This window comes from Anabaena sp. WFMT (genome assembly GCF_051781005.1).
Classification (GTDB): Bacteria; Cyanobacteriota; Cyanobacteriia; order Cyanobacteriales; family Nostocaceae; genus Anabaena.
The window spans coordinates 120,315-141,476 of record NZ_JBPWOA010000025.1 but is presented as its reverse complement, the minus strand read 5'-3'; the positions used below and the strand labels follow the sequence as shown (position 1 = coordinate 141,476).

General features: G+C 38.2%; 19 protein-coding genes, 1 pseudogene and 1 CRISPR repeat array. Of the genes and pseudogenes, 9 read left to right on the top strand and 11 right to left on the bottom strand.

Translation table 11 applies throughout. The annotated features are described in order from the left end of the window. Window positions 1–29: 29 nt before the first annotated feature. On the bottom strand, window positions 30–764 hold the full coding sequence (locus tag ACSQ6I_RS16835) for a Uma2 family endonuclease (RefSeq protein WP_438891438.1): 735 nt from the start codon (window positions 762–764) through the stop codon (window positions 30–32). Between the two features lie 286 nt (window positions 765–1,050). On the opposite strand from ACSQ6I_RS16835, the gene petP reads away from it, so the two are divergent. From petP to ACSQ6I_RS16805, 6 genes are all read left to right on the top strand, one after another. After that, on the top strand, window positions 1,051–1,242 hold the full coding sequence (gene petP, locus ACSQ6I_RS16830) for a cytochrome b6f subunit PetP (RefSeq protein ID WP_438891437.1): 192 nt from the start codon (window positions 1,051–1,053) through the stop codon (window positions 1,240–1,242). A gap of 87 nt (window positions 1,243–1,329) precedes the next feature. Next, window positions 1,330–2,430 (top strand): Get3/ArsA fold putative tail anchor-mediating ATPase NosAFP, encoded by a 1,101-nt coding sequence (locus ACSQ6I_RS16825; protein WP_438891436.1) that lies wholly within the window; start codon window positions 1,330–1,332, stop codon window positions 2,428–2,430. A gap of 86 nt (window positions 2,431–2,516) precedes the next feature. Next, the gene (gene chlG, locus ACSQ6I_RS16820) at window positions 2,517–3,560 is read left to right on the top strand and encodes a chlorophyll synthase ChlG (protein WP_438891435.1); all 1,044 of its coding nucleotides are present in this window, start codon (window positions 2,517–2,519) and stop codon (window positions 3,558–3,560) included. Between the two features lie 85 nt (window positions 3,561–3,645). After that, a complete protein-coding gene (locus ACSQ6I_RS16815; protein WP_438891434.1) occupies window positions 3,646–3,915 on the top strand; it encodes a hypothetical protein in 270 nt (89 codons plus the stop codon). Between the two features lie 91 nt (window positions 3,916–4,006). Further along, window positions 4,007–4,504: a GUN4 domain-containing protein gene (locus ACSQ6I_RS16810; protein ID WP_438891433.1), complete on the top strand. Its 498-nt coding sequence runs from the start codon at window positions 4,007–4,009 to the stop codon at window positions 4,502–4,504. Window positions 4,505–4,935: 431 nt separating this feature from the next. Continuing rightward, a complete protein-coding gene (locus ACSQ6I_RS16805) occupies window positions 4,936–5,484 on the top strand; it encodes a protoglobin domain-containing protein (protein ID WP_438891432.1) in 549 nt (182 codons plus the stop codon). Window positions 5,485–5,501: 17 nt separating this feature from the next. On the opposite strand, the gene ACSQ6I_RS16800 is transcribed toward ACSQ6I_RS16805, so the two are convergent. The 5 genes from ACSQ6I_RS16800 to ACSQ6I_RS16780 all read right to left on the bottom strand — a co-directional run bounded on the left by ACSQ6I_RS16800 (window position 5,502) and on the right by ACSQ6I_RS16780 (window position 10,658). Further along, on the bottom strand, window positions 5,502–6,455 hold the full coding sequence (locus ACSQ6I_RS16800) for an MDR/zinc-dependent alcohol dehydrogenase-like family protein (RefSeq protein ID WP_438891431.1): 954 nt from the start codon (window positions 6,453–6,455) through the stop codon (window positions 5,502–5,504). Window positions 6,456–6,525: 70 nt separating this feature from the next. Continuing rightward, window positions 6,526–7,335: a prohibitin family protein gene (locus tag ACSQ6I_RS16795; RefSeq protein WP_438891430.1), complete on the bottom strand. Its 810-nt coding sequence runs from the start codon at window positions 7,333–7,335 to the stop codon at window positions 6,526–6,528. 179 nt (window positions 7,336–7,514) lie between these two features. Further along, the gene (locus ACSQ6I_RS16790) at window positions 7,515–7,643 is read right to left on the bottom strand and encodes a hypothetical protein (protein ID WP_438891429.1); all 129 of its coding nucleotides are present in this window, start codon (window positions 7,641–7,643) and stop codon (window positions 7,515–7,517) included. A 108-nt stretch (window positions 7,644–7,751) separates the two neighbouring features. Beyond that, complete coding sequence (locus ACSQ6I_RS16785) at window positions 7,752–8,390, bottom strand: histidine phosphatase family protein (RefSeq protein WP_438891428.1); 639 nt, start codon at window positions 8,388–8,390, stop codon at window positions 7,752–7,754. A 192-nt stretch (window positions 8,391–8,582) separates the two neighbouring features. Then, on the bottom strand, window positions 8,583–10,658 hold the full coding sequence (locus tag ACSQ6I_RS16780; RefSeq protein WP_438891427.1) for a YfbK domain-containing protein: 2,076 nt from the start codon (window positions 10,656–10,658) through the stop codon (window positions 8,583–8,585). Between the two features lie 206 nt (window positions 10,659–10,864). Between ACSQ6I_RS16780 and ACSQ6I_RS16775 the strand changes: the two are divergent. Together ACSQ6I_RS16775 and ACSQ6I_RS16770 are read left to right on the top strand one after the other, a co-directional pair. After that, window positions 10,865–10,972: pseudogene (locus tag ACSQ6I_RS16775) on the top strand (cytochrome d ubiquinol oxidase subunit II); the annotation flags it as partial. A 250-nt stretch (window positions 10,973–11,222) separates the two neighbouring features. After that, window positions 11,223–13,849: a CRISPR direct-repeat array (repeat unit 37 nt; unit sequence ATTGCAATTTTTATTAATCCCTATTAGGGATTGAAAC). A gap of 318 nt (window positions 13,850–14,167) precedes the next feature. Next, window positions 14,168–14,632, top strand: coding sequence for a hypothetical protein (locus tag ACSQ6I_RS16770; RefSeq protein WP_438891426.1), 465 nt, complete (start codon window positions 14,168–14,170; stop codon window positions 14,630–14,632). 127 nt (window positions 14,633–14,759) lie between these two features. Here the strand turns inward: ACSQ6I_RS16770 and ACSQ6I_RS16765 are convergent, their stop codons facing one another. Then, a complete protein-coding gene (locus ACSQ6I_RS16765; RefSeq protein ID WP_438891425.1) occupies window positions 14,760–15,158 on the bottom strand; it encodes a nuclear transport factor 2 family protein in 399 nt (132 codons plus the stop codon). Window positions 15,159–15,703: 545 nt separating this feature from the next. Between ACSQ6I_RS16765 and ACSQ6I_RS16760 the strand changes: the two genes are divergently transcribed. Beyond that, complete coding sequence (locus ACSQ6I_RS16760; protein ID WP_438891424.1) at window positions 15,704–16,483, top strand: SDR family NAD(P)-dependent oxidoreductase; 780 nt, start codon at window positions 15,704–15,706, stop codon at window positions 16,481–16,483. Between the two features lie 49 nt (window positions 16,484–16,532). Here ACSQ6I_RS16760 and hisS read toward each other — a convergent pair whose 3' ends face one another. The 4 genes from hisS to ACSQ6I_RS16740 form a co-directional block, all read right to left on the bottom strand. Then, window positions 16,533–17,918, bottom strand: a complete 1,386-nt coding sequence (gene hisS, locus ACSQ6I_RS16755; protein WP_438891423.1) for a histidine--tRNA ligase — start codon at window positions 17,916–17,918, stop codon at window positions 16,533–16,535. 39 nt (window positions 17,919–17,957) lie between these two features. Continuing rightward, window positions 17,958–18,404, bottom strand: coding sequence for a DUF3598 family protein (locus ACSQ6I_RS16750; RefSeq protein WP_438891422.1), 447 nt, complete (start codon window positions 18,402–18,404; stop codon window positions 17,958–17,960). Window positions 18,405–18,485: 81 nt separating this feature from the next. Continuing rightward, window positions 18,486–19,907, bottom strand: coding sequence for an aldehyde dehydrogenase family protein (locus ACSQ6I_RS16745; protein WP_438891421.1), 1,422 nt, complete (start codon window positions 19,905–19,907; stop codon window positions 18,486–18,488). Window positions 19,908–19,943: 36 nt separating this feature from the next. Beyond that, window positions 19,944–20,996 carry a nitrilase-related carbon-nitrogen hydrolase gene (locus tag ACSQ6I_RS16740; protein WP_438891420.1) on the bottom strand — a complete coding sequence of 351 codons (1,053 nt, stop codon included), beginning with the start codon at window positions 20,994–20,996 and terminating at the stop codon, window positions 19,944–19,946. Window positions 20,997–21,162: the final 166 nt, after the last annotated feature.

Genomic DNA, 21,162 nt, shown 5'->3' with positions numbered 1-21,162 from the left:
GCGTATTTTATATGGTTGTCAGCATTAATTTAAGCCAAACTGTCAGGATCTATTCCAAGCGATCGCAATTTTTCTGCTAATTTATCTGCCCGTTGACGCTCACTGTCAGCCTTTTCTGCCAAAGTTGGCAACCAACCATCAGCATTATACCAACGCAGCCATAAACCCTCTGTATTTTGATAACTTCCCTGCCATAAACCTAAACCCATTTCTATTTCTTCTAACCAAAAACGGTTTTCTGGCAAAAATACGGATTCATAACGAGTACCATTAATTTTAAAGACACGGAACTTATTTTCATAGCGGTCATAAACGACATAGTAGGGAACACGCAGAATGTGTTCATATACTTCCCACTTAGTTGGGGGTTTGTTGACTTCCCTCAAAGTTTGTCCTAAGTCTTCTTGTTCTGTTCCTGGTGACAGTAATTCAACTACTAAGTATGGAGCAATACCTTCTTGCCATACTACATAACTTAAACGTAAATTTTCCTGCTGGTTGGCATTAGCAACCCCTAACACCATATACCAATCAGGACGCTTATACCAACCAGGATGACGGGGGTCATAATAAAGGTTTAAATCACTGGCAAGTAACATTTCTGCTGGTGTATAATTTGCAGATTGGCAAGTTTCACTCAGTAAATCTGCTTGTATACAATGAAATTCGTCCGGCAATCCTGATTCTCCCACTAACTCACTAGGTAAATCATACATTGTCGGCATGGTTTCTTTTGGTGACAAAGGCGGGTTATTTTGATACATATTCGCTTACCTCAAACTGTCAGGATCTACTCCGAAGGAATCGCAATTTTTCTGCCAAAATTTGTACTTTCTCTCTTTCACTTGCTAACAGATGTTCTGACTCACGAGCTTGTCTTTCAGCTTCCAAACAAACGAGTCGCATCGGGCATTTGTTGTTCTAGCTGTTGGGCTGTAACAAACATACGAGTATACCTGCTTACTGATTTAATTTTAAGCCATGACCAATGAAAACTGAGTCACAGATTCCGCTACACTGAGATTTGGTTTATTGGATTGTAACTAGATCATGGAAATTGGACAAAAGGTGAAGGTGTTTCGGTTGCGCGATCGCGTATCTGCTGTAATTGCTCAAAAACTAGGAAAAATAGGCATCATCGAAGGCTACAAAGTCACTGATGGTGCGGGAATCGGCGTAGTAGTCAAGTTTGACGATAACTCCTCTACTTGGTTTTTTGAAGATGAAATCAAACTAGTATAGGGGTGAAAGGCCGTTCATCTCGGCTGAGAGTATTGGTTCAGTGCTAAGTTGGAGTTGACAAGACAGGCGGTAATTGGAAATCAAGTAATGGCCTTGATACTGACATTTTTAGGCAAAAGCGGCATCGCTCGTAGCAAAATAGCGATCGCAGCGGCCAAGCTATTGGCAAACCAAGGCAAACGAGTACTCCTAGCAGGACTTGCAGAGCCAACATTGCCAATTCTCTTAGGTACTTCTCTCACTCCTGACCCCCAGGAAATCGCTCCCAACTTGCAAGCAGTACAGTTTCAATCATCTGTACTGCTAGAACGTAACTGGGAAGAAGCAAAAAAACTTGAGGCGCAATACCTCCGCACGCCTATTTTTAAAGAGGTTTATGGTCAAGAACTGGTAGTATTACCGGGCATGGATAACGCCTTGGCTCTCAATGCTATTCGTGAATATGATGCCAGTGGCAAATATGACGCGATTATCTACGATGGCACAGGCGATTCTTCCACCTTGCGGATGTTGGGAATGCCAGAATCCATGAGTTGGTATGTCCGGCGATTTCGGCAATTGTTTGTCAATTCTGACTTGGGCAAAACAATTACAGAATCACCCTTGATTCAACCGCTAATTACCAGCTTTTTCAATGTTAACTGGACGGCAGATAACTTTGCCCAACCCACTAACCAAGTTAATAATTTTCTCGAACAAGGTAAAGATGCGATCGCAGATCCCCATCGCGTTGCCGCCTTTTTGGTGACAACCCCAGACCCAATTGATGTCGCAAATTCCCGCTTTCTTTGGGGTACTGCTCAACAAGTTGGTCTAACTATTGGTGGCGTTATTTTAGTGTCTGCGGAGGAAAACACCAACCTATCAGAAGAATTTACACCCCTCCCTGTGAGCATCGTTCCCGATGTCTCTAACGGTGAATGGCAACCTTTGATAGATGCTTTACCCAACTTTGTGGCGCAAGCATTACAAGCTCCCAAACCAATTGAAATCGACGTTCATAATCGTCAAGTACGCTTATTTTTGCCTGGGTTTGACAAAAAGCAAGTCAAACTCACCCAGTACGGGCCAGAAGTCACGGTAGAAGCCGGAGATCAACGGCGCAATATCTTCCTACCTCCTGCTTTAAGTGGTAGACCCATTACTGGCGCTAAGTTTCAGAATAATTATTTGATAATTTCTTTTTAGAGGCTGGGAACTGGGGATTGGGAAATAATTACCCTGAAACCTATTACCAATCACCCATTCCCAACCATCTATTACCACTACATCTTATGACCGAATCTAAACCTATTAACCCCAATACGAACCCATCTGAGGCATTAGACTCAGTATCGACTAATTCCAGTGAGCAAACAGCAACGAGCGATCGCAGTGCCAAAACTCGGCAACTGCTAGGAATGAAAGGTGCATCACCTGGGGAAACTTCCATTTGGAAGATCCGCTTGCAATTGATGAAGCCTATTACCTGGATTCCCCTCATTTGGGGTGTAGTCTGCGGTGCGGCTTCTTCTGGTAACTACACCTGGACTCTAGAAAATGTCTTGAAATCCGCACTTTGTATGTTGCTATCTGGGCCTTTGTTGACAGGCTACACCCAAACCATCAATGATTACTATGACCGGGAAATTGACGCTATTAATGAACCTTATCGGCCTATTCCTTCCGGGGCAATTTCAGAAAAGCAAGTAATTAGCCAAATCATTGTTTTACTCTTACTAGGATATGGGGTAGCCTACACCTTAGATTTATGGGCAGGTCATCCAGTTCCTAATGTCCTATTGTTGTCGATTTTTGGGACATTTATTGCCTACATCTATTCTGCACCACCATTGAAATTGAAGCAAAATGGCTGGTTAGGGAATTATGCTTTGGGTGCAAGTTACATTGCTTTACCTTGGTGGGCTGGTCATGCGTTGTTCGGTGAACTCAATTGGCGAATTGTAGTTCTGACCCTATTTTACAGCTTGGCTGGCTTAGGAATCGCTATTGTCAACGACTTCAAGAGTGTAGAGGGCGATCGCCAATTGGGATTACAATCACTACCAGTCATGTTTGGTATTCAAAATGCTGCCTTGATTTGTGTAGTCATGATTGACTTATTCCAAGGTTTAGTTGCTGCCTATCTCGTCAGTATCCATGAGAACTTGTATGCAGCTATTCTCGTGTTGTTAATCATTCCCCAAATCACTTTACAGGATATGTATTTCCTCCGTGATCCCATAGCCAATGATGTCAAATATCAAGCCAGCGCTCAACCCTTCTTGGTACTGGGAATGCTGGTGACAGGTATTGCTTTAGGTCATGTCGGCGTTTAATTTAATATATCTTTAGCTAGAAGTGATCAATTAGGAGTTAGGAGTTATATTAATTTCTAACTCCTCACTTGTATTAGCAATTGCCGTGTTAAATTTTATATTTTTCCTCATTCATGGGATACAACCATTATTGATTCCGATTTGCTTTTTCATTGCTTGGACGATAATTATCCTGGTGATTCTGAATTTATGGACAGCAACACAAGACACTGTAAAAACTGCTCAAAAAATGCACAAAATTCCCTGTCATAATTGCCAATTTTTTACTAATAATTACCGCCTCAAATGTACGGTAAATCCTTATATTGCGAATACTGAAGAAGCAATTGGTTGTAAAGATTATCAATCAAATTAATTATTATCTATTGGTTTGTTAATTTCTGCTGATGTACCTCATAAGAGCGGAAACCGCTGTATTTAAAATTAAACCCAACTGTTGATCAATCATGAATAATCCACAAGAACCGGGAAAATACGATCAAGCAAATTTAAAATCAGCCGTCGAACAGGATTATACAAGACTGCATGACTTACTCGCAGCAGAGAAATGGAAAGAAGCAGATAAAGAAACAGCACGAGTAATGTTAGCGGTTATGAAACGGGGACAAGAAGGTTGGTTAGATGTTGAACACATTGATAATTTTCCTTGTGAAGATTTATGTATTATAGATAAGTTATGGATAAGATACAGTAATGGTAAATTTGGTTTTTCTGTGCAGAAAAATATTTATCAAGGTTTAGGTGGAACGAGAAACTACGAACCAAAAATTTGGACAGCCTTTGAAGACAAAGTAGGATGGCGAAAAGAAGGCAAACACTTATTGTACGAAGATATGATTTTAGATAAAACAGCACCAGAAGGCCATCTCCCAAAGGTTGGGGGAATGGCGGTTGGAATAATGTGTAAATGGCTCTTCTCTCGCGTCAAAACTTGTAAAGTTTAACATCTAAGGGTTGCAAGAACTTATTAAGTTTGAATCAGGATTTTGAGGGTTCTCAAGATGTTAATTTGAGGTATTATTTTTTGGATGTGAGGATTTGTCTCGTTCTCATACTCTGTATGGGAATGAATTCTATAAGGCTCTGCCTCTGCTTTCATGGCAGGCAGAGCCTCTCTTGATAGCATTCCCAGTCAAAGACTGGGAACGAGATATAGTAAGGATTTGAACTTAAGTAGCTTGGTTACAGGTGGCTGTAGCAAATATTGCCATCCTCACAAGTTCCTCAACTTTTACTACTAAATTCAAGGAAGATTGAATTTGGTTCTCAAAAGCCAATTTTAATCTTAACTGTGGAGACATCTACTAAAGTTTGTCAGCGCACACAGTTAGTCTTAACCTGGAATTTATTTAAAAAATAGGGATTACTTGCGGCTATGGATACTCTCGCTTTTATGAACAAGCTGGAAAATCGTTTTGGGTTCACCCCTGAAGATAAATTTATTCTCAAATCAAATGAAGATTGGGGGCTAGAAATTGCATCAGAAATGGCAGATCATTTCTATAGTTATCTAGGACGTGATGAAGAAATGAATGCTATTTTAAATGCAACCGAGGGAAGAATTCATCGTCTCCGAGAAACATTTATTCATTGGTTTCATGAAATGTTTACAGGCATAGATAATTGGGGTATTGGCTATTCTAAAAGTCGTTGGCAAATTGGTATTGTTCATGTCAAGATAGGAATTCAACCCCAGCATCTAGTTCCAGCTATGGCTACTGTAGTTCATGAAGTAGGTAAAAAACTCAAACTAGAAGGAAAATCAGAGGAATTAAACGAGGCTTTAGGAAAAATTTGTATGATTGATTTAGCTTTTATTGAACAGTCTTATGTGGAAGTTTCTACATCTGCTGTTCTCAGAGAAACTGGTTGGTCAGCAGTTTTATTTAAACGTCTAGTTACTCATGGTGCCGAATCTATGTAATTTGGTTTTTTGATTTGCTAATTTATTTCTAACAGCACCTTTAAAACTCCTTTAGTTTGCGCTTTTTCAATAGCAGCTAAACCTTCACTCAGGGGATAATAAGCATTAATTAGTGGTTCTACATCCACCTGTTTTGTTGCTAATAACTCTAATGCTGGGGTAAAGGGTCCACAACGAGAACCTATTAGGGTAATTTCATCTACTACTAATGAGGAAGCATCTAGGCTGAGATTGCCTGCATAGGTACTTTTTAGTACTAGTGTGCCACGAGGACGTAAAGCCCGACGAGCGATCGCAAATCCTTCTGAATTTCCTGTACAATCAACAGAGATATCAAAATATCTATCGATAACGGTATCAGCTAACCCAGTTTTTATCCCTCGTGCTTCTAAATTAACCAATTTCTCTCTGTGTCGTCCCACCACTAATAAATCGCAACCCGTTAACGCTAGTGTCTGGGCTACCAATTGCCCTAATTTACCATCTCCCACTACTAAAACTCGATCATCTCTACATAATTGCACTTGCTGTTGAATTTCCAATGCTGCTGCTATAGGTTCGGTGAAAGTTGCAGCTTCAGTTGAGACGTTTTCCGGGACTGGATGCAAGTTTTCAACAGGTAAACAAAGGTACTCAGCAAAAGCACCATTACGGTTGACAATACCTAAAACCGTGCGATTTTCACAATGTGTGGGTTGTCCCCGACGACAAAACCGACAATAACCACAAACAGCATTGATTTCACCGACAACTCTTTTATTAATTAAGTCGTCTGCACCTTGTTCTACAACACCGACAAATTCATGGCCGATAATGCCAGTATAGGGGTAATAACCTCTAAGTAATTCTAAGTCTGTGTTACAGATACCTGCACGCAAAACCCTTATTAAAGCTTCTCCTGCTGGTGGTTCGGGGATGGGAATATCTGTGCGGAGTTGTAATTGATTATTTTCGAGCCAGATTCCTTGCATAATTTATTGATGGGGAAAAATTACCAACTTTTTGATTTTAGATTAAAAATGCTTATGGATAGCTTGAAGTTTAATTTTCACTAGCTGTAATTAACTCCTGAATATTCCCAAGCTTCAGATTATCCTTACCCATAATTAATGGCAGTTTCCCATTCCATTTTTCTATAGCTTGTCTTTGAAGTAATTCGGGTGTTAAAATATTTCTGAGTAAGCTTTGAGCTTCTGCTTCACCCTTAGCTAAATTAACTTTTGTCTCTGCTTCTTTCACTGCTTTTAAAGCGATAAATTCAGCCTGTTTTGCTTCTTGAGCCGCAATTTGTTTTGATTCTACAGCTTCTCTAAATTTGTCAGAGAAATGAATATGAACTAAAAAAATATCATCAAATACTATATTATAGCTTCCTAATTTTGCGGTTAAGGCCTGATCTAATTCCGTTTTGACATTTCCGCGTTTTGTAATTACTTCTTCAGCAGTATATTGGGCAATAACTGATTTTAACACTTCTTCAATGGCTGGATTAATAATGCATTCAACAACATTATTTATATCACCAACTTGTTGAAAAATCGTATTAGCTTGATCTGGGAGAATATGCCAATTGAGAGCTACATCAGTAAAAACGTTCTGTAAATCTTTAGAAGCAGCCTCAGCCGATATTTCCTGATTTTGAATTCTGATACTGATTTTTTTAACTGTATTAACGATAGGGATAATTAAGTGAATTCCCTCTCCTAATATTTGTTCTTGGACTTGACCGAATTTCATTAATACACCGCGTTCACCAGCATTAACGATCACAAAAGGTGTGAGTAAGAGGGTGAGTAAACAGAGTAAAGCAGTCAGTTTACCAGCATTGTTTAGAGTGTTGTGTTTTCTCATCCCTATGGCATTATCTAATCTCTGAAATAGGCTTTTTTAGCACCTTCTTCCAAGAATACTCCTGAATATATAGCGGTTCTCGGTCTTGAATCCTAGTAGCATGAAGGTATTTTACAGCCAAATGCCAATCTAGTCACAATAGCTGATGACTTTGGCTGGGATCATAAGTCGCTTTACAATTATCCTGCCAAGAATCTGCGATCGCTCGGCTTGCCATATAACGGTGGAATGATGGCTAAAAAAATTCCCGAAGTTAAAGCAAAGTTGAGTGTGTATAAAGAAGGAAAATCTAGTGGATTTATATCCAAGGTGTCATTTTAGTTACCATCGCGTTGGTAAGGGTAATGTCTCCGTTGGACAAGTCTACTGTTTGATATGTCGGGGGTTGAAAAGTGCTAAATTTTTTTGAGGCACTATTATGTTCCTGGACGAGAGCGAATATGATCAGGTATATGATAGCGATCGCCTAATATTTCTAACAAAGGACCATTAACGTCAAATTTAACCATACTTACCGAAGCGACCAAAATATTTACCCGATAGCGATAGCGTCCCAAATCAATTCCCAGTAAACTGCAAAGCATAATCCGAATCGTGGCTTTATGGGAAACCACTAAAATATTACCTTGGGGATGTTTTTCTTGAATTTCCGCAATTACAGGCATAGAACGGTTAGCAATATCTACCGCAGTTTCTCCACCAATGGGTGCATTCCAAGCGGGTTCTGTCAACCATTTTACATAGTTTTCTGGGTAATTTTCTTGAACAAACGATTTACTCTTGGTTTCCCATTCGCCGTAACTACCTTCTTTGAGTCCTTCCCGCACCTGCATCTCCATACCAATAGCATCACAAAATGGCTTGGCAGTGGCAATGGTGCGCTTCATCGGACTAGCATAAACCGCTGACCACTTCAAGTTTTGATAAACATCGGCAAAACTCTCCGCCATCTGCATCCCTTCTGAGGTCAACTCCGCATCAGTTTTACCGCAGAAATTACCACTTTGACTAAAAGTAGTTTCGCCATGTCGCAGTAAATATAAATTGAGTGTCATAGCTTGTGATGGGGATAAAAGAGATTGTGCAAAAATAACATATCTCAATCTCGCAATCGAGTATGTGACACCAGGACAAAGTAATTCACCAAAAAAGTCAATTACCTCACAAAACTTTTGTCTGCGATTTCAAAAGTAGCGGATGAGAGCATTGAACCAAAGCGATGCCTTCGGCGTATTCCTTGTCTTGCATTACTTCCTAGTCATTAACTCCCTAGATTGCTCTACCAAGCGAATAAACTCACCGCGATAGCCCTCCGTATCTTCCCCTTTACTTTGAGTTGCCAATTTCATCACCAAATCATAGTTAGCATTTCCCTTATACTCAGAATCACGTAGTATCATGCCAAAAGTGGCTACCCCAGCAGCAAATCTCAAATTAGTTGATGGTGTTAGGTTAGCGTTGAATTCACTATCTTTGATAGTCTGAGTAATCAATTGACTGGTGCTGTCCTGGGGTAATTTATAGCGGAGTTTCACCAACATCATCTCATTATCAGCAGTATCGGTCGCAGTTACACCAGAACGCTGATACCGCAAAGGATCTACCTCTGGCAGTTTCACATCACTCTTCGTGCCAGTAGGAATAATTTCATACAGTGCTGTCACAGAATGACCAGCGCCAATTTCCCCCGCATCTTTCTTATCATCATTGAAATCTTGGTTTTGCAACAGGCGGTTTTCATAGCCAATTAAGCGGTATGCTTGGACTTTGGCAGGATTAAATTCCACCTGAATTTTCACATCCTTGGCAATGGTAAATAGTGTTCCCCGAATGTCATTAACTAGGACTTTCTTGGCTTCTAATAAGGTATCAATATAGGCATAGTTGCCATTACCCTTATCAGCTAATTGTTCCATTTTTCCATCTTTATAGTTACCAGTACCAAATCCTATAACTGTGAGAAAAATTCCCTGGTCTCGCTTCTGTTCAATTAATCTGGTTAATTCGGCATCACTGGAAACCCCGACGTTAAAATCTCCATCAGTGGCTAAAATTACTCTGTTATTACCAGATTTGAGGAAGTTTTGTTTGGCGATTTTGTAAGCTAATTCAATACCCTGACCACCAGCAGTAGAGCCTCCAGCTTCTAAGCGGTCAATGGCTGCCAGAATTTTTGTTTTTTGACTTCCAGGGGTAGCAGGTAAGACTACACCCGCATTTCCTGCATAAACTACTAAACTTACCCTGTCTTCAGGACTGAGTTTATTCACCAATAATTTCAGGGACTGTTTTACCAAGGGTAATTTGTTGGGTTCACCCATAGAACCGGAGACATCAATTAGAAATACTAGATTGCTAGGTGGTAAAGTTTCACTCTCTAAACGTTTACCTTGTAAACCTACTTGTACCAGCTTGTGTTGGGGATTCCAGGGAGCAGCAGTCACTTCAGTCGTGACGGAAAAAGGTCTATTTCCTGTGGGTTGAGGATAATTATAAGTAAAATAATTAATCAATTCTTCTATTCTTACTGCATCCTTCGGTGGTAATTGTCCTTGGGTAATAAACCGTCGCATATTACTGTAGGATGCCGTATCTACATCTATGGAAAACGTAGAAAGGGGATCATTACTAACCCGATGAAAGGGATTATCATCAATTCGGTTATAGTTCTCTGTATTGAATTGCCAATTGATTTCAGGTTCGGGGGCAATCATACCATTAATACTGCCCCCAACTGTACGTTTAGGGCTAATTGGACGGTCAAGGGACTCATTAATGACAGGTGAACTAAATCTACTATCGTTAAGGGGTGGTGCCATGACTACGCCTGATGGTTTAGTCTTACCAATAGATTGAGCTTCAGTGCGTTCTCTGGTAGGTTGAGTGGGAGCGATATTGCTACGAGCTTCTAATTTATCTTCTTCTTTGGGATTGTTGAGGGTTGCTAACTCTGGTGCAAATTCTTTTTGCAAGCGTTGTAGAGTTTGCAGGTCTGTTTGGGCAACTGTGGTGGGGTTATTTGCTATTAGTTCATTGATTCGCTCTGAACAAGTATTCAAGACTGTAGCAAATTCTGTGCGGGTGACGGGAAGAGTGCCAAAGTTGGAAACGGAAACGACACAACTATAATTGTTGACTAATGCCTGGAGTGCTTGATAGTCTAGGTGACTGGGTAGAATGGAGTTGGCTGAGGTGGTCTGATTGGTGGGAATTGCTTTTGTCAGAGACTGATTTAAAACGGCAATTCCTACTGTTGGTAGTAATAATAAGAATGTTAAAATACTGACGCGCTGCCACATTTTGGACGGAATCGGGTAAGACATTGCTAAATCCTCACACTCAAGATAGTTGCCCTGTTGTACTTACCTAGAATAGTCCTGAGCAGGGTGAGATTTGATCACCGTTACAGTTTTGGTAACTGTAGGGGATACAATACTTCACATACACAGCATTCCTAACAATATCTCCACTTTACTACTGGGGGAATGTCAGGGTTCATGCAAAACCCAATTCATTTTTAATCTTCTTCTTGGTAATCATGATTATTTTTATCGGTTTCCTGATTCCGGTAATGTTGTTTTACAATCTGTATCAGTACATTGTCTTCCGGAGTAAGGTGACTGGTGGAGAGTATTAAGAATAGTTGACAACCAGCCTTTTAGCGCGGCTGGGTAGGTGTAAAAAATCAAGAAACTGAAAAAATGTCTGTATCTCTTGATAGGCTTGGTTTTGCGGCTATTCATGTTAGTCAACCATCCGCGCACCTTACCCAGACTGGGTTTCAGCGATTTTCATTCTTGACACAATTTCTGAAATGGACTATGATGAGACCAATCGCGCAACCGTACCTTGAAAACCAAATACAGACAGGCTTCCAGGATGCCGCTATTGCAATTTTTATTAATCCCTATTAGGGATTGAAACATCAATGGCAGTAGTGCCTCCCACATAGCCTGCCATTGCAATTTTTATTAATCCCTATTAGGGATTGAAACAATGAAATCGTTTTACCTGAATAAATTACGGCGAATTGCAATTTTTATTAATCCCTATTAGGGATTGAAACCAAGCACTTGGCGTTGATCAGGATTCATATTTGCCAATTGCAATTTTTATTAATCCCTATTAGGGATTGAAACATCTTGTCCAGTGCAATCACAAGGTTGTCTACCAATTGCAATTTTTATTAATCCCTATTAGGGATTGAAACATATCCCTGCAAGAATAAACCAGCCCTTACTCGATAATTGCAATTTTTATTAATCCCTATTAGGGATTGAAACAAAACGTTACCATTAGCCGTCAGGACATGGTTTAATCCCTCCAAATTGCAATTTTTATTAATCCCTATTAGGGATTGAAACCAACGCAACATTGAGCGACATTGACCCCAAAATAGTCGCCCAATTGCAATTTTTATTAATCCCTATTAGGGATTGAAACAAATGGCAGGCGAGAAGAAAAGTTTTTTACTCCATCGCTGATTGCAATTTTTATTAATCCCTATTAGGGATTGAAACATAAAAGGGCTGTTGATTGAATAAAAATATATCTGCAATTGCAATTTTTATTAATCCCTATTAGGGATTGAAACTTTTACAGGTACTTTAGAGTGAGAATCACTGGAGAAATTGCAATTTTTATTAATCCCTATTAGGGATTGAAACACCGTTGTCCCTTTTGCGCCTAATGGTACGAAGTTATTGCAATTTTTATTAATCCCTATTAGGGATTGAAACCGCGCACATAGGGTAGATGGTCTTTCTTATCCTGATATTGCAATTTTTATTAATCCCTATTAGGGATTGAAACTCTATTACGCAGAATATTGGTAAAAATATTAGTGGTTGGGCTGCAAATTGCAATTTTTATTAATCCCTATTAGGGATTGAAACATTTTGGAATGGAACTTATTGGCTCAATTCTGAAGTTATATTGCAATTTTTATTAATCCCTATTAGGGATTGAAACCTCAAATTGCTACAATTCCGGAAAATCTTGAGGGTGATATTATTGCAATTTTTATTAATCCCTATTAGGGATTGAAACCTCAAATTGCTACAATTCCGGAAAATCTTGAGGGTGATATTAATTGCAATTTTTATTAATCCCTATTAGGGATTGAAACGTAAGGCGTTCCGGGCAAAGAAAAATTCTTAGGCTATATTGCAATTTTTATTAATCCCTATTAGGGATTGAAACCTTGCTCCAATTCTTTAAAGTAGTTCTTAAGTAATATTGCAATTTTTATTAATCCCTATTAGGGATTGAAGCAGAGAACCTAATCTTGGCATCGGGTACTTGTACATTGCAATTTTTATTAATCCCTATTAGGGATTGAAACGCTTTATCAGAAGGTAATGGGCCAGTAGCAACAATTGCAATTTTTATTAATCCCTATTAGGGATTGAAACTAGAAATTACAGGGGTAATTAGCTGTTGAATTTGATTGCAATTTTTATTAATCCCTATTAGGGATTGAAACTTTTGTTATTGGCGACATATTAACAAACCTAATATCAACTATTGCAATTTTTATTAATCCCTATTAGGGATTGAAACAAAGAGTAATCATGCTCATCATCTCACCTACAGAAATTGCAATTTTTATTAATCCCTATTAGGGATTGAAACACCTAATGCAAGTTCGTAAAACTTTCTGGCTTGCTTATTGCAATTTTTATTAATCCCTATTAGGGATTGAAACTTGAACATAAGCGGTTTTCTCTGCTGTTACATATTGCAATTTTTATTAATCCCTATTAGGGATTGAAACAAAAAAGAGGCCATTTGTGCAACCAATAAATTTTTCTTTTGATTGCAATTTTTATTAATCCCTATTAGGGATTGAAACACTGTAAGCAAATCGCCAAAGCACTGGGCATCAAGCCAAATTGCAATTTTTATTAATCCCTATTAGGGATTGAAACATCTTCCAGTAATTCTAATCTTGTAAGAGCCGCATATTGCAATTTTTATTAATCCCTATTAGGGATTGAAACAATAATCAATAGTGATTCCTCTTGTTGGTTAGCATTGCAATTTTTATTAATCCCTATTAGGGATTGAAACATGAATCAGTTTGTGGAGTAAGTGAACGTATTGAAATTGCAATTTTTATTAATCCCTATTAGGGATTGAAACCATGGAATAGAACAATGAAAACTACACCCTGCATAGCCTACAAATTGCAATTTTTATTAATCCCTATTAGGGATTGAAACCACTTCGGATTGATTACGACCCTGTTGTAGAAGTATTGCAATTTTTATTAATCCCTATTAGGGATTGAAACAGCTAGTGACCAACATAATAGGATCTGTTTAGGATCATCCAATTGCAATTTTTATTAATCCCTATTAGGGATTGAAACGCTGTATATTGTGCGATCGCTTTAACTTGGCTAATATTGCAATTTTCATTAATCCCTATTAGGGATTGAAACCAAGTAATGTCTCTCTGTTTTGACCTAGGAGGATTGCAATTTTCATTAATCCCTATTAGGGATTGAAACTCTCACATTTACTAATGATTTAGAAAATAAAATGATTCTGATCCCAAATTGATATGAAGTCGCATGGAATAAAATATCAAGAATAATTGACCGCAGATAAACGCAGATAAACACAGATAAAGACTTAACCATTCAATTGATATCATCATTCTTTGCAGCCTTACATATACTGCAAAAGGGTAAAACCTGAACTTATATCATACTGATAAGATTTTTTTATCTTTCTATCCTACTTAAAAAATTGTGAAAATCGGTTTACAAGTGCAGACATTAAGAGATGATAGAATTGACAGTAATTAGAGGAGGCTAATTTCACCCATGAATAAATTATTAGATGAATCACTATCTCTGCAAGTTGCTGAAAGCATCAAAAGTAAAGCTAAAAAACCTTTTGAAAATGCTTATAAAGCTGCTTTGGCAACTGAAGGATCAAAATATGTTCAAGGTTTTTTAGTGTTTACTGGTCAACCTTATAAACCTGTTGAACATGGTTGGATTGAATTAGATGAAGTGATTATCGATCCCACTTTTCCTTATTTACAAAAAAACCATAAAACCCTTTGGTATTTTCCCGCACAGAGTCTAACTCTCAAAAAACTAAAAGCCATAATTGACGAATCAAAAGAAGATTATCCAGAGGATGATCCTCTGCCAGTTTATGGTCAATCACCTTATGAATATTATGGTGATTTAATGTTAGGTGATCAAGAATATTTGACAGCTTATCAAGCGGCTGAAGTCAAATGTAGAGAAATTAATAGTTTAAATACTGAGGGCAATTAATTTTAAATAAATTACTCTAATATAGAATTTATCTTATTTTTACCCCGCCCCTAAACCCTCTTCATTGTTTCGTGGAGGGGAAAAAGATTTTTTTAAAATAGCTATAAATTTAATTGTGTATTAAAAACTAATAGGATTTTCCATCACTACCAAAATATTCTCTATAACCACAAATTTTGTTTTCTCTGACATCAAAAGCAACTGCAACGCGATTTTTATAAGGTTCTCCTAGCAATTTGCCTTCATCTCTAAATTCAAAAATAACAGTTTTTTCGTTGCTAGTAATGTTATCTACAGACGTAAGCTTTAATCCAGGTTTAAAAGCTTCAGAAACATATTCAAAAAACTCTTTTGCTCGTTCTTTACCTACATTTAATCCGTGAAATTTCCCCATTGGGAACCAAAAACTAAAATCGTCTGTGAGCATATCTAGAAAATTCTGCCAATTACCTGTTTCTAGACCATTTATAAAATGCTCAAATGCTTGTTGAGCTATTTTTAAAGTGTTTTCTGATTTAGTAGTCATCTATTAATTATCCCTTTTAAATTCAGATGCAATTCTCCAGGTAATTTACATTTTTTTACAAATATATGGTTGGTATGCGATGTCCTGTTTGGGAAATGTCCCCGGTGGATTGAGGAGGAAGGTAATCGTAGACCGTATGCGCTGTATTCAAGCTTTAGAATCACGCGATAGACTCTATATTATCATTAATGGCGACTGGGAACAACGCTGGTACAAGGCTTGTAGAGAGGTAGATCAGGTGTTGGAGAGTTAAAAGAAGCGATCGCAGTTCCGTTGTAGTTATGCGATCGCCCTAATTAATTGATACCTAGCCAAAGGAATCAATTCACTAACGATTATAGTTCTCATATTGCTAATATTGAGTGCAGTGTTATCCCCATCAGGTGTCTCACCCCGCATGGCAGAATTTTTCTACCAGGTATTTAAAAAGTTAGTAAAACAGAATTTGATTGGGATAGCGAGAGCGATTCTCAACTCAAATAGGATAGCCATACCTTGTTAACTGATAAAATTTTTGTAAATCCTTAAATAACAAAATTTAGGTCATGCTAATGAAAGTTGCATTGGTGGCTGGAGGTACTCGTGGCATAGGTTTAGCTATTTCCCGTCAACTAGCCAGAGAAGGCTTTAATCTCATTCTTGGATATAGTTCCAACCATCATGCCGCAGACTTAGCAAAGAAAGAGTTAGAAAAACATAACATCAAAGTTGTCACCGTAGCTGGTGACATCAAAAAAACCGAAACAGTTGATACCTTTTTTAGAGTAGTAGAAGAACAATTTAACAGCCAATTGACTGCCTTTGTCCACTTGGCTGGATATCTGATTGGGGCTAAACTTCCTGGGGAATTTACTTTTGAACAGTATAATGAGGCACAGGAACTTTACCCAAAAGTTTTTCTTAGGTGTATGGAAAAGGCATTGAGTTACATGAATGATGGTGAAGGTCGGGTAGTAGTCATGTCTGGACATGGTGTTCATGATCCTGGCAAAGTATATGCTATGTTAGCTCCAGCAAAAGCAGCTTTAGAAGTACTTGCCAAACACTACGCTTTAGCACTAGCTCCAAAAGGAATTACTGTTAACATTGTTGCACCCGGCTACATAAAAACTCAGGTATGGGATGAGGTTTTAGAGACACTTCCCTACATCGACCAACTACCACCAAATGCCACCCCAATGGGAAGATGGGGTCAACCAGAAGATGTGGCACCATTAGTAGCTTTTCTTTGTTCAGAGCAAAGCCGATTTATCACAGGTCAACACATTTATATAGATGGTGGACTGGGGCTTTCTTTGTTTTGGAACATTCATCGTAGCAGCTAAAATATCAAATCAAATTAGGAATTCCTCCACAGAGTTTAGAAACGAAAAATTATCCCAGTCTACGTTTAACTTCTTCAGCTAAATCTGCCAAAGCCACCTCTACTTGTTCACCGCTTTTCAAATCCTTCAATGATACTTTTTCGGCTGCGGCCTCATTGGAACCAATAATTACACAAAATTGAATACCCTGTTTATCTGCGGCTTGAAATTGTTTACTCAAAGGACGTTTTTCAAAATTAGTCACAACATTAATTCCTGCTTGTCTTAATTGCTGTGATACCTTTAAATAAACAGGCATTAAATCTTCTTGCATATTCACTACCACTACCTGGGTAGGTGTTGCAGATAAAGTATTGAGAATACCCGCTTTTAACAACCGACTAATTAACCGAGTTAAACCAATGGAAATCCCCACTCCAGGCATTTTTTCGCCTAAAAACATCCCCACTAATTCCTCATATCTGCCTCCAGAACAAATACTACCTAATGCTTCATGTCCTATTAAAGTAGTTTCGTAAACAGTTCCCGTATAATAATTTAAACCACGAGCAATAGATAAATCAATACAGAAACGTTTGTCAGCAACTCCTAAATCTCTAACTCCATTAATTACCGTTTCTAATTCACTAACTCCTAAATTGAATTGCTCTGATTCTGATCTTCTAGCTAGGTATTTGAGTTGATCTAAAGTACCAACAACGCTATTATCAATTTTAATAAACTCAATAATTTTCTCTGTTTGTTCTGTAGAAATACCTTCTTTTTCTAACTCTAATTCAACTTTGGCTTCTCCAATCTTTTCCAAATTATCAATAATACCAATACAAGCTTTAATTTGGTTTTCTGCAACTCCTACAGATTGAAAGAAACCTGTAAGAATTTTCCGGTTATTAATGCGAATTACAAAATCACCAATATTAATTGCCTCAAATATTTCGGTGATAATTGCTGGCATTTGGGCATCATATAGCAAACTGAGTGTACCACGAGCAACGACATCAATATCACATTGCCGAAACTGCCGAAAACGTCCATCTTTTGCCCGTTCTCCTCGAAAAACCATATCCATTTGATAACGTGCAAAGGGAAAGGTTAATTCATTTAAGTGACGGGCAATATAAGCAGCAAAGGGAACAGTTTGATCAAATTTTAAAGCTCTTGCTTCCGAACCAGTTTCACCAGATTTATCCTTTTCTGCTTGGCGATTTGGTGGTAAAATAGGTTCAATACCATATATTATATTATCACCTTGATTTCCCTTGGCTTGCAGCACTTCTAACCTTTCAACTGCTGGGGTTTCAATGGGTGTAAAGCCATAGCTTTCAAATACACGACGTATTATATCTAATAAATATACTTCTAAACGCTTTTCGCTGGGTAGAAATTCGGGAAAACCGCTAGGGGTAGAAAAGTTGATTTTGTCGCTTTTTGCCATGCCTATACCTTGTCAAGTGGGAATTTAATCACAGAATTATTATTTTAACCTTTCTTCTTGAATAAGAGTGCGTTGGTAAATTTGATTTTTTTTAAACCATTGCCAAGTACGAGCGCGATAGTTGTTATCAGGACTGATTTGAATCATTTCATATAGGTACATATCTGGAAACTGTTTATAACCAAACCACAAAATAACGGTTGAATCATCAACTTCCCAAGCTTTACCTTGAATACGTTCGGTATCAAACCAGAGTTTTTTATCTTGATATGTCCCTGGAAATTTATGCTCTTCTTGTTTACCATCTTCCCAGGTATAACGATTAATTTGATAGTAAGAATAATCGCTATTTTCAGGAAATTGGCAACTTAAATGAGATTGATGACTGTCCAGAATTTTTCCTGTTGTATCAACCAAGGTATAAGTTCCCACCCATTCACCTTCATGACGGGCTAAAACTGGCATTTCTAAACGAATATTAGACATAATTGGTTTGGTAATTGGTGATTGGTAATTGGTAATTGGTAATTGGTAATTGGGAACAACTTTTACCCATTTCCCATTTCCCTATTCTCCTTCATTAAACCACCACGGGTCTTTATTGGTGTTGGTTTTAATTAGAAAGGCTTTTTTTCTCATGAAGCGTTTTAATGCTGCTGCACCCATGCGAGAACCTCCTAAACCAGAAAATTTAAAGGCGTTTTTCTCTCCTTCGTGCATCATAGATGTTAAACCTGCATCATTAATACTAATAGCACCTGCGTCTATTTTTTGGGCAACTTCAATTGCTAATTCTTCTGATTGAGCAAATACAGCCGCACTAAGTCCATAAATAGAGTCGTTTGCTAAATCTACTGCTTCTTCTACTGTGGAAAAAGGCATGACTGGCATAATGGGACCGAATGTTTCTTCAGTCATCACTTTCATGGCATGATCAACTTCGGTCATAACTGTGGGACGACACCACCAACCACCACCTAATTCTTCTACTTTACCACCACAGTGAATTACTGCTCCTTGTAATAGGGCATCTTGTAGATGTTCATTAATAATTGCAGCTTGGTTTTCGGAAATGATGGGACCGATTTCACCGCTTTCAACTGTTGGATAGGCTAGTTGTAGACGTGAGGCTTTAGTTACTAATTGATGATAAAATTTTTCAAAGATAGATTCAGCAACATAAATTCTTTCAATTGATAAACATGACTGTCCTGAATTGATGACAGAACCCCATAAAATTGCTGAAGTTGCTAAGTCTAGATTGGCTGATTCTAAAACTATAGCTGGATCTTTTCCTCCTAATTCTAAGAAAGCTGGAATAAAGTTTCTCGCTGCGGCTTGTGCGATTAAACGCCCTGTTTCAACACTGCCTGTAAAGCATACTAAATCTACTTCTTCAATTAAAGCTGCTCCTGTTTGTCCTGCTCCTTCTACAAAGTTTAAAACATCGCGTAATTTAGGAACTGTATTTAGTGCAGTCATCAATGGTGCAACGAAACGGGGAGCAATTTCGCTGGGTTTAACTATGACAGCACAACCTGCTAGTAAAGCTGGAATTGTATCAATTGTAGATAACAATAAGGGAAAATTCCAGGGACTAATTACAGCTACCAGAGGATAAGGAACAGCTGTTTGTTGTAAAGCAATAAAGGGAATAGCTGTATTTTTGGAGGTTTCTTGTAGTAACTGGGGAGCTAAATTACACCACCTATCAATACTTGAGAGAAAAGAGTCTATTTCTAGTACGGTTGTTGATAATCTACCTGTATCATTTACCAAGGCATCTGTTAACTGTTTGCGCTCAGATAATATGGCTTGTTTCCATTGCTTGAGTGCATCAATTCTACCTTCAATACCGAGTTCCTGCCAATGAATTTGCCCTCTGCGGAGTCGGTGACATTGCTGGGATAGCAGTTTGGGTGGTGGTGGGATAATGACGTAATCAAATTTCCCTGTGCGAGGGTTGCGGACTTCAATTGGTTTTGTCATTTTTCATTTGTCAAAAGGTATTATCTTAATTACGAATTACGAATTACGAATTATCCCTAATTTAGTGAGGCGTTCAATGGTATCTTTTTGTGTTTGAATGAAATGTTTGCGGTCTATTTTGCCATCTAGCATGGTATTAGGTGGGTAGAAGTGTGACTGATGATAAGTTTGAGCATAAAGTTCAAATCGCTGACGGGAGAGGAGATTATTTAAACCTGGCCTAGTGCGATCGCTCCTCAATGCTGCTATATTAATCTCAGCAAAGGCTGCCATGCTTTCCCCTGCACCTGTTTCTGCTAATACGATGCCTCGATGATCAATAATTTTAGACCCACCATCGACAGAAGCCGCAGGAATGGGACTATTAATTATACCTGCTGTATTGGCTGAGACGACGTAAACCATATTTTCGACAGCACGAGTGATTTTAGCTGCATCTTTTGGTGTCAGGTTTTTGCTATAAACTTCTGATGTGGAATGTAGTAATATTTCTGCACCACGCATTGTTAAACAACGGGCAACTTCTGGATATAATATTTCTTCAGATGCTAAAGCTGCTAAATTGCCAATTTCGGTTTTTGCAACGGGGAAAACTCCCTCTAATCCATAGCAATCAAGATATTTATCCCAAACATCATGAGGTGTGGGTGCAAACATAGAATTTAGCCGTCGATAGCGTAAAATAATTGAGCCGGAAGGATCAATTACAAAGCAGGTTTGAAAGTATAAACCTGGAAAATTGGGATCTAGTTCATAAGCATTACCAGCTAAAAAGATTTTATGTTTTTGGGCAATTTTACCAAGTGCTTCATATTCAGCCCCTGCCATTTCTAAACAAGCTTTTTCTGCCCATGCTTCTAGAGATTCTCCCAAGGGAAAGCCTGTAAGGAAATATTCAGGAAGGACAATTAAACGACAGTCAAAACCGATAAAAGCAATACTGGCAGCGATTTGTTGTTCTAAGCGTTTAATGGTATTTTGGATCATAGAACAGGCTTCAGTGCGATCGCTTGCCTGATTGACTGCATGACAGGTAACTTGCAATGCTAATGCACGGAATGATTCCAGATCATTTATATTATTTGTCATATACTTAAATGTGAATTTAAACAAATTTAGTTTGAATTTAACTGCTGCAATTGCACGATATCAGGACTTACGTAACTGTTATATTAGTAGAGTGAGACAGACCCGATTATTCATTAAATAATCAACAGATTTTCAATATCTGACACACTCTACAAAAGCCATTGAT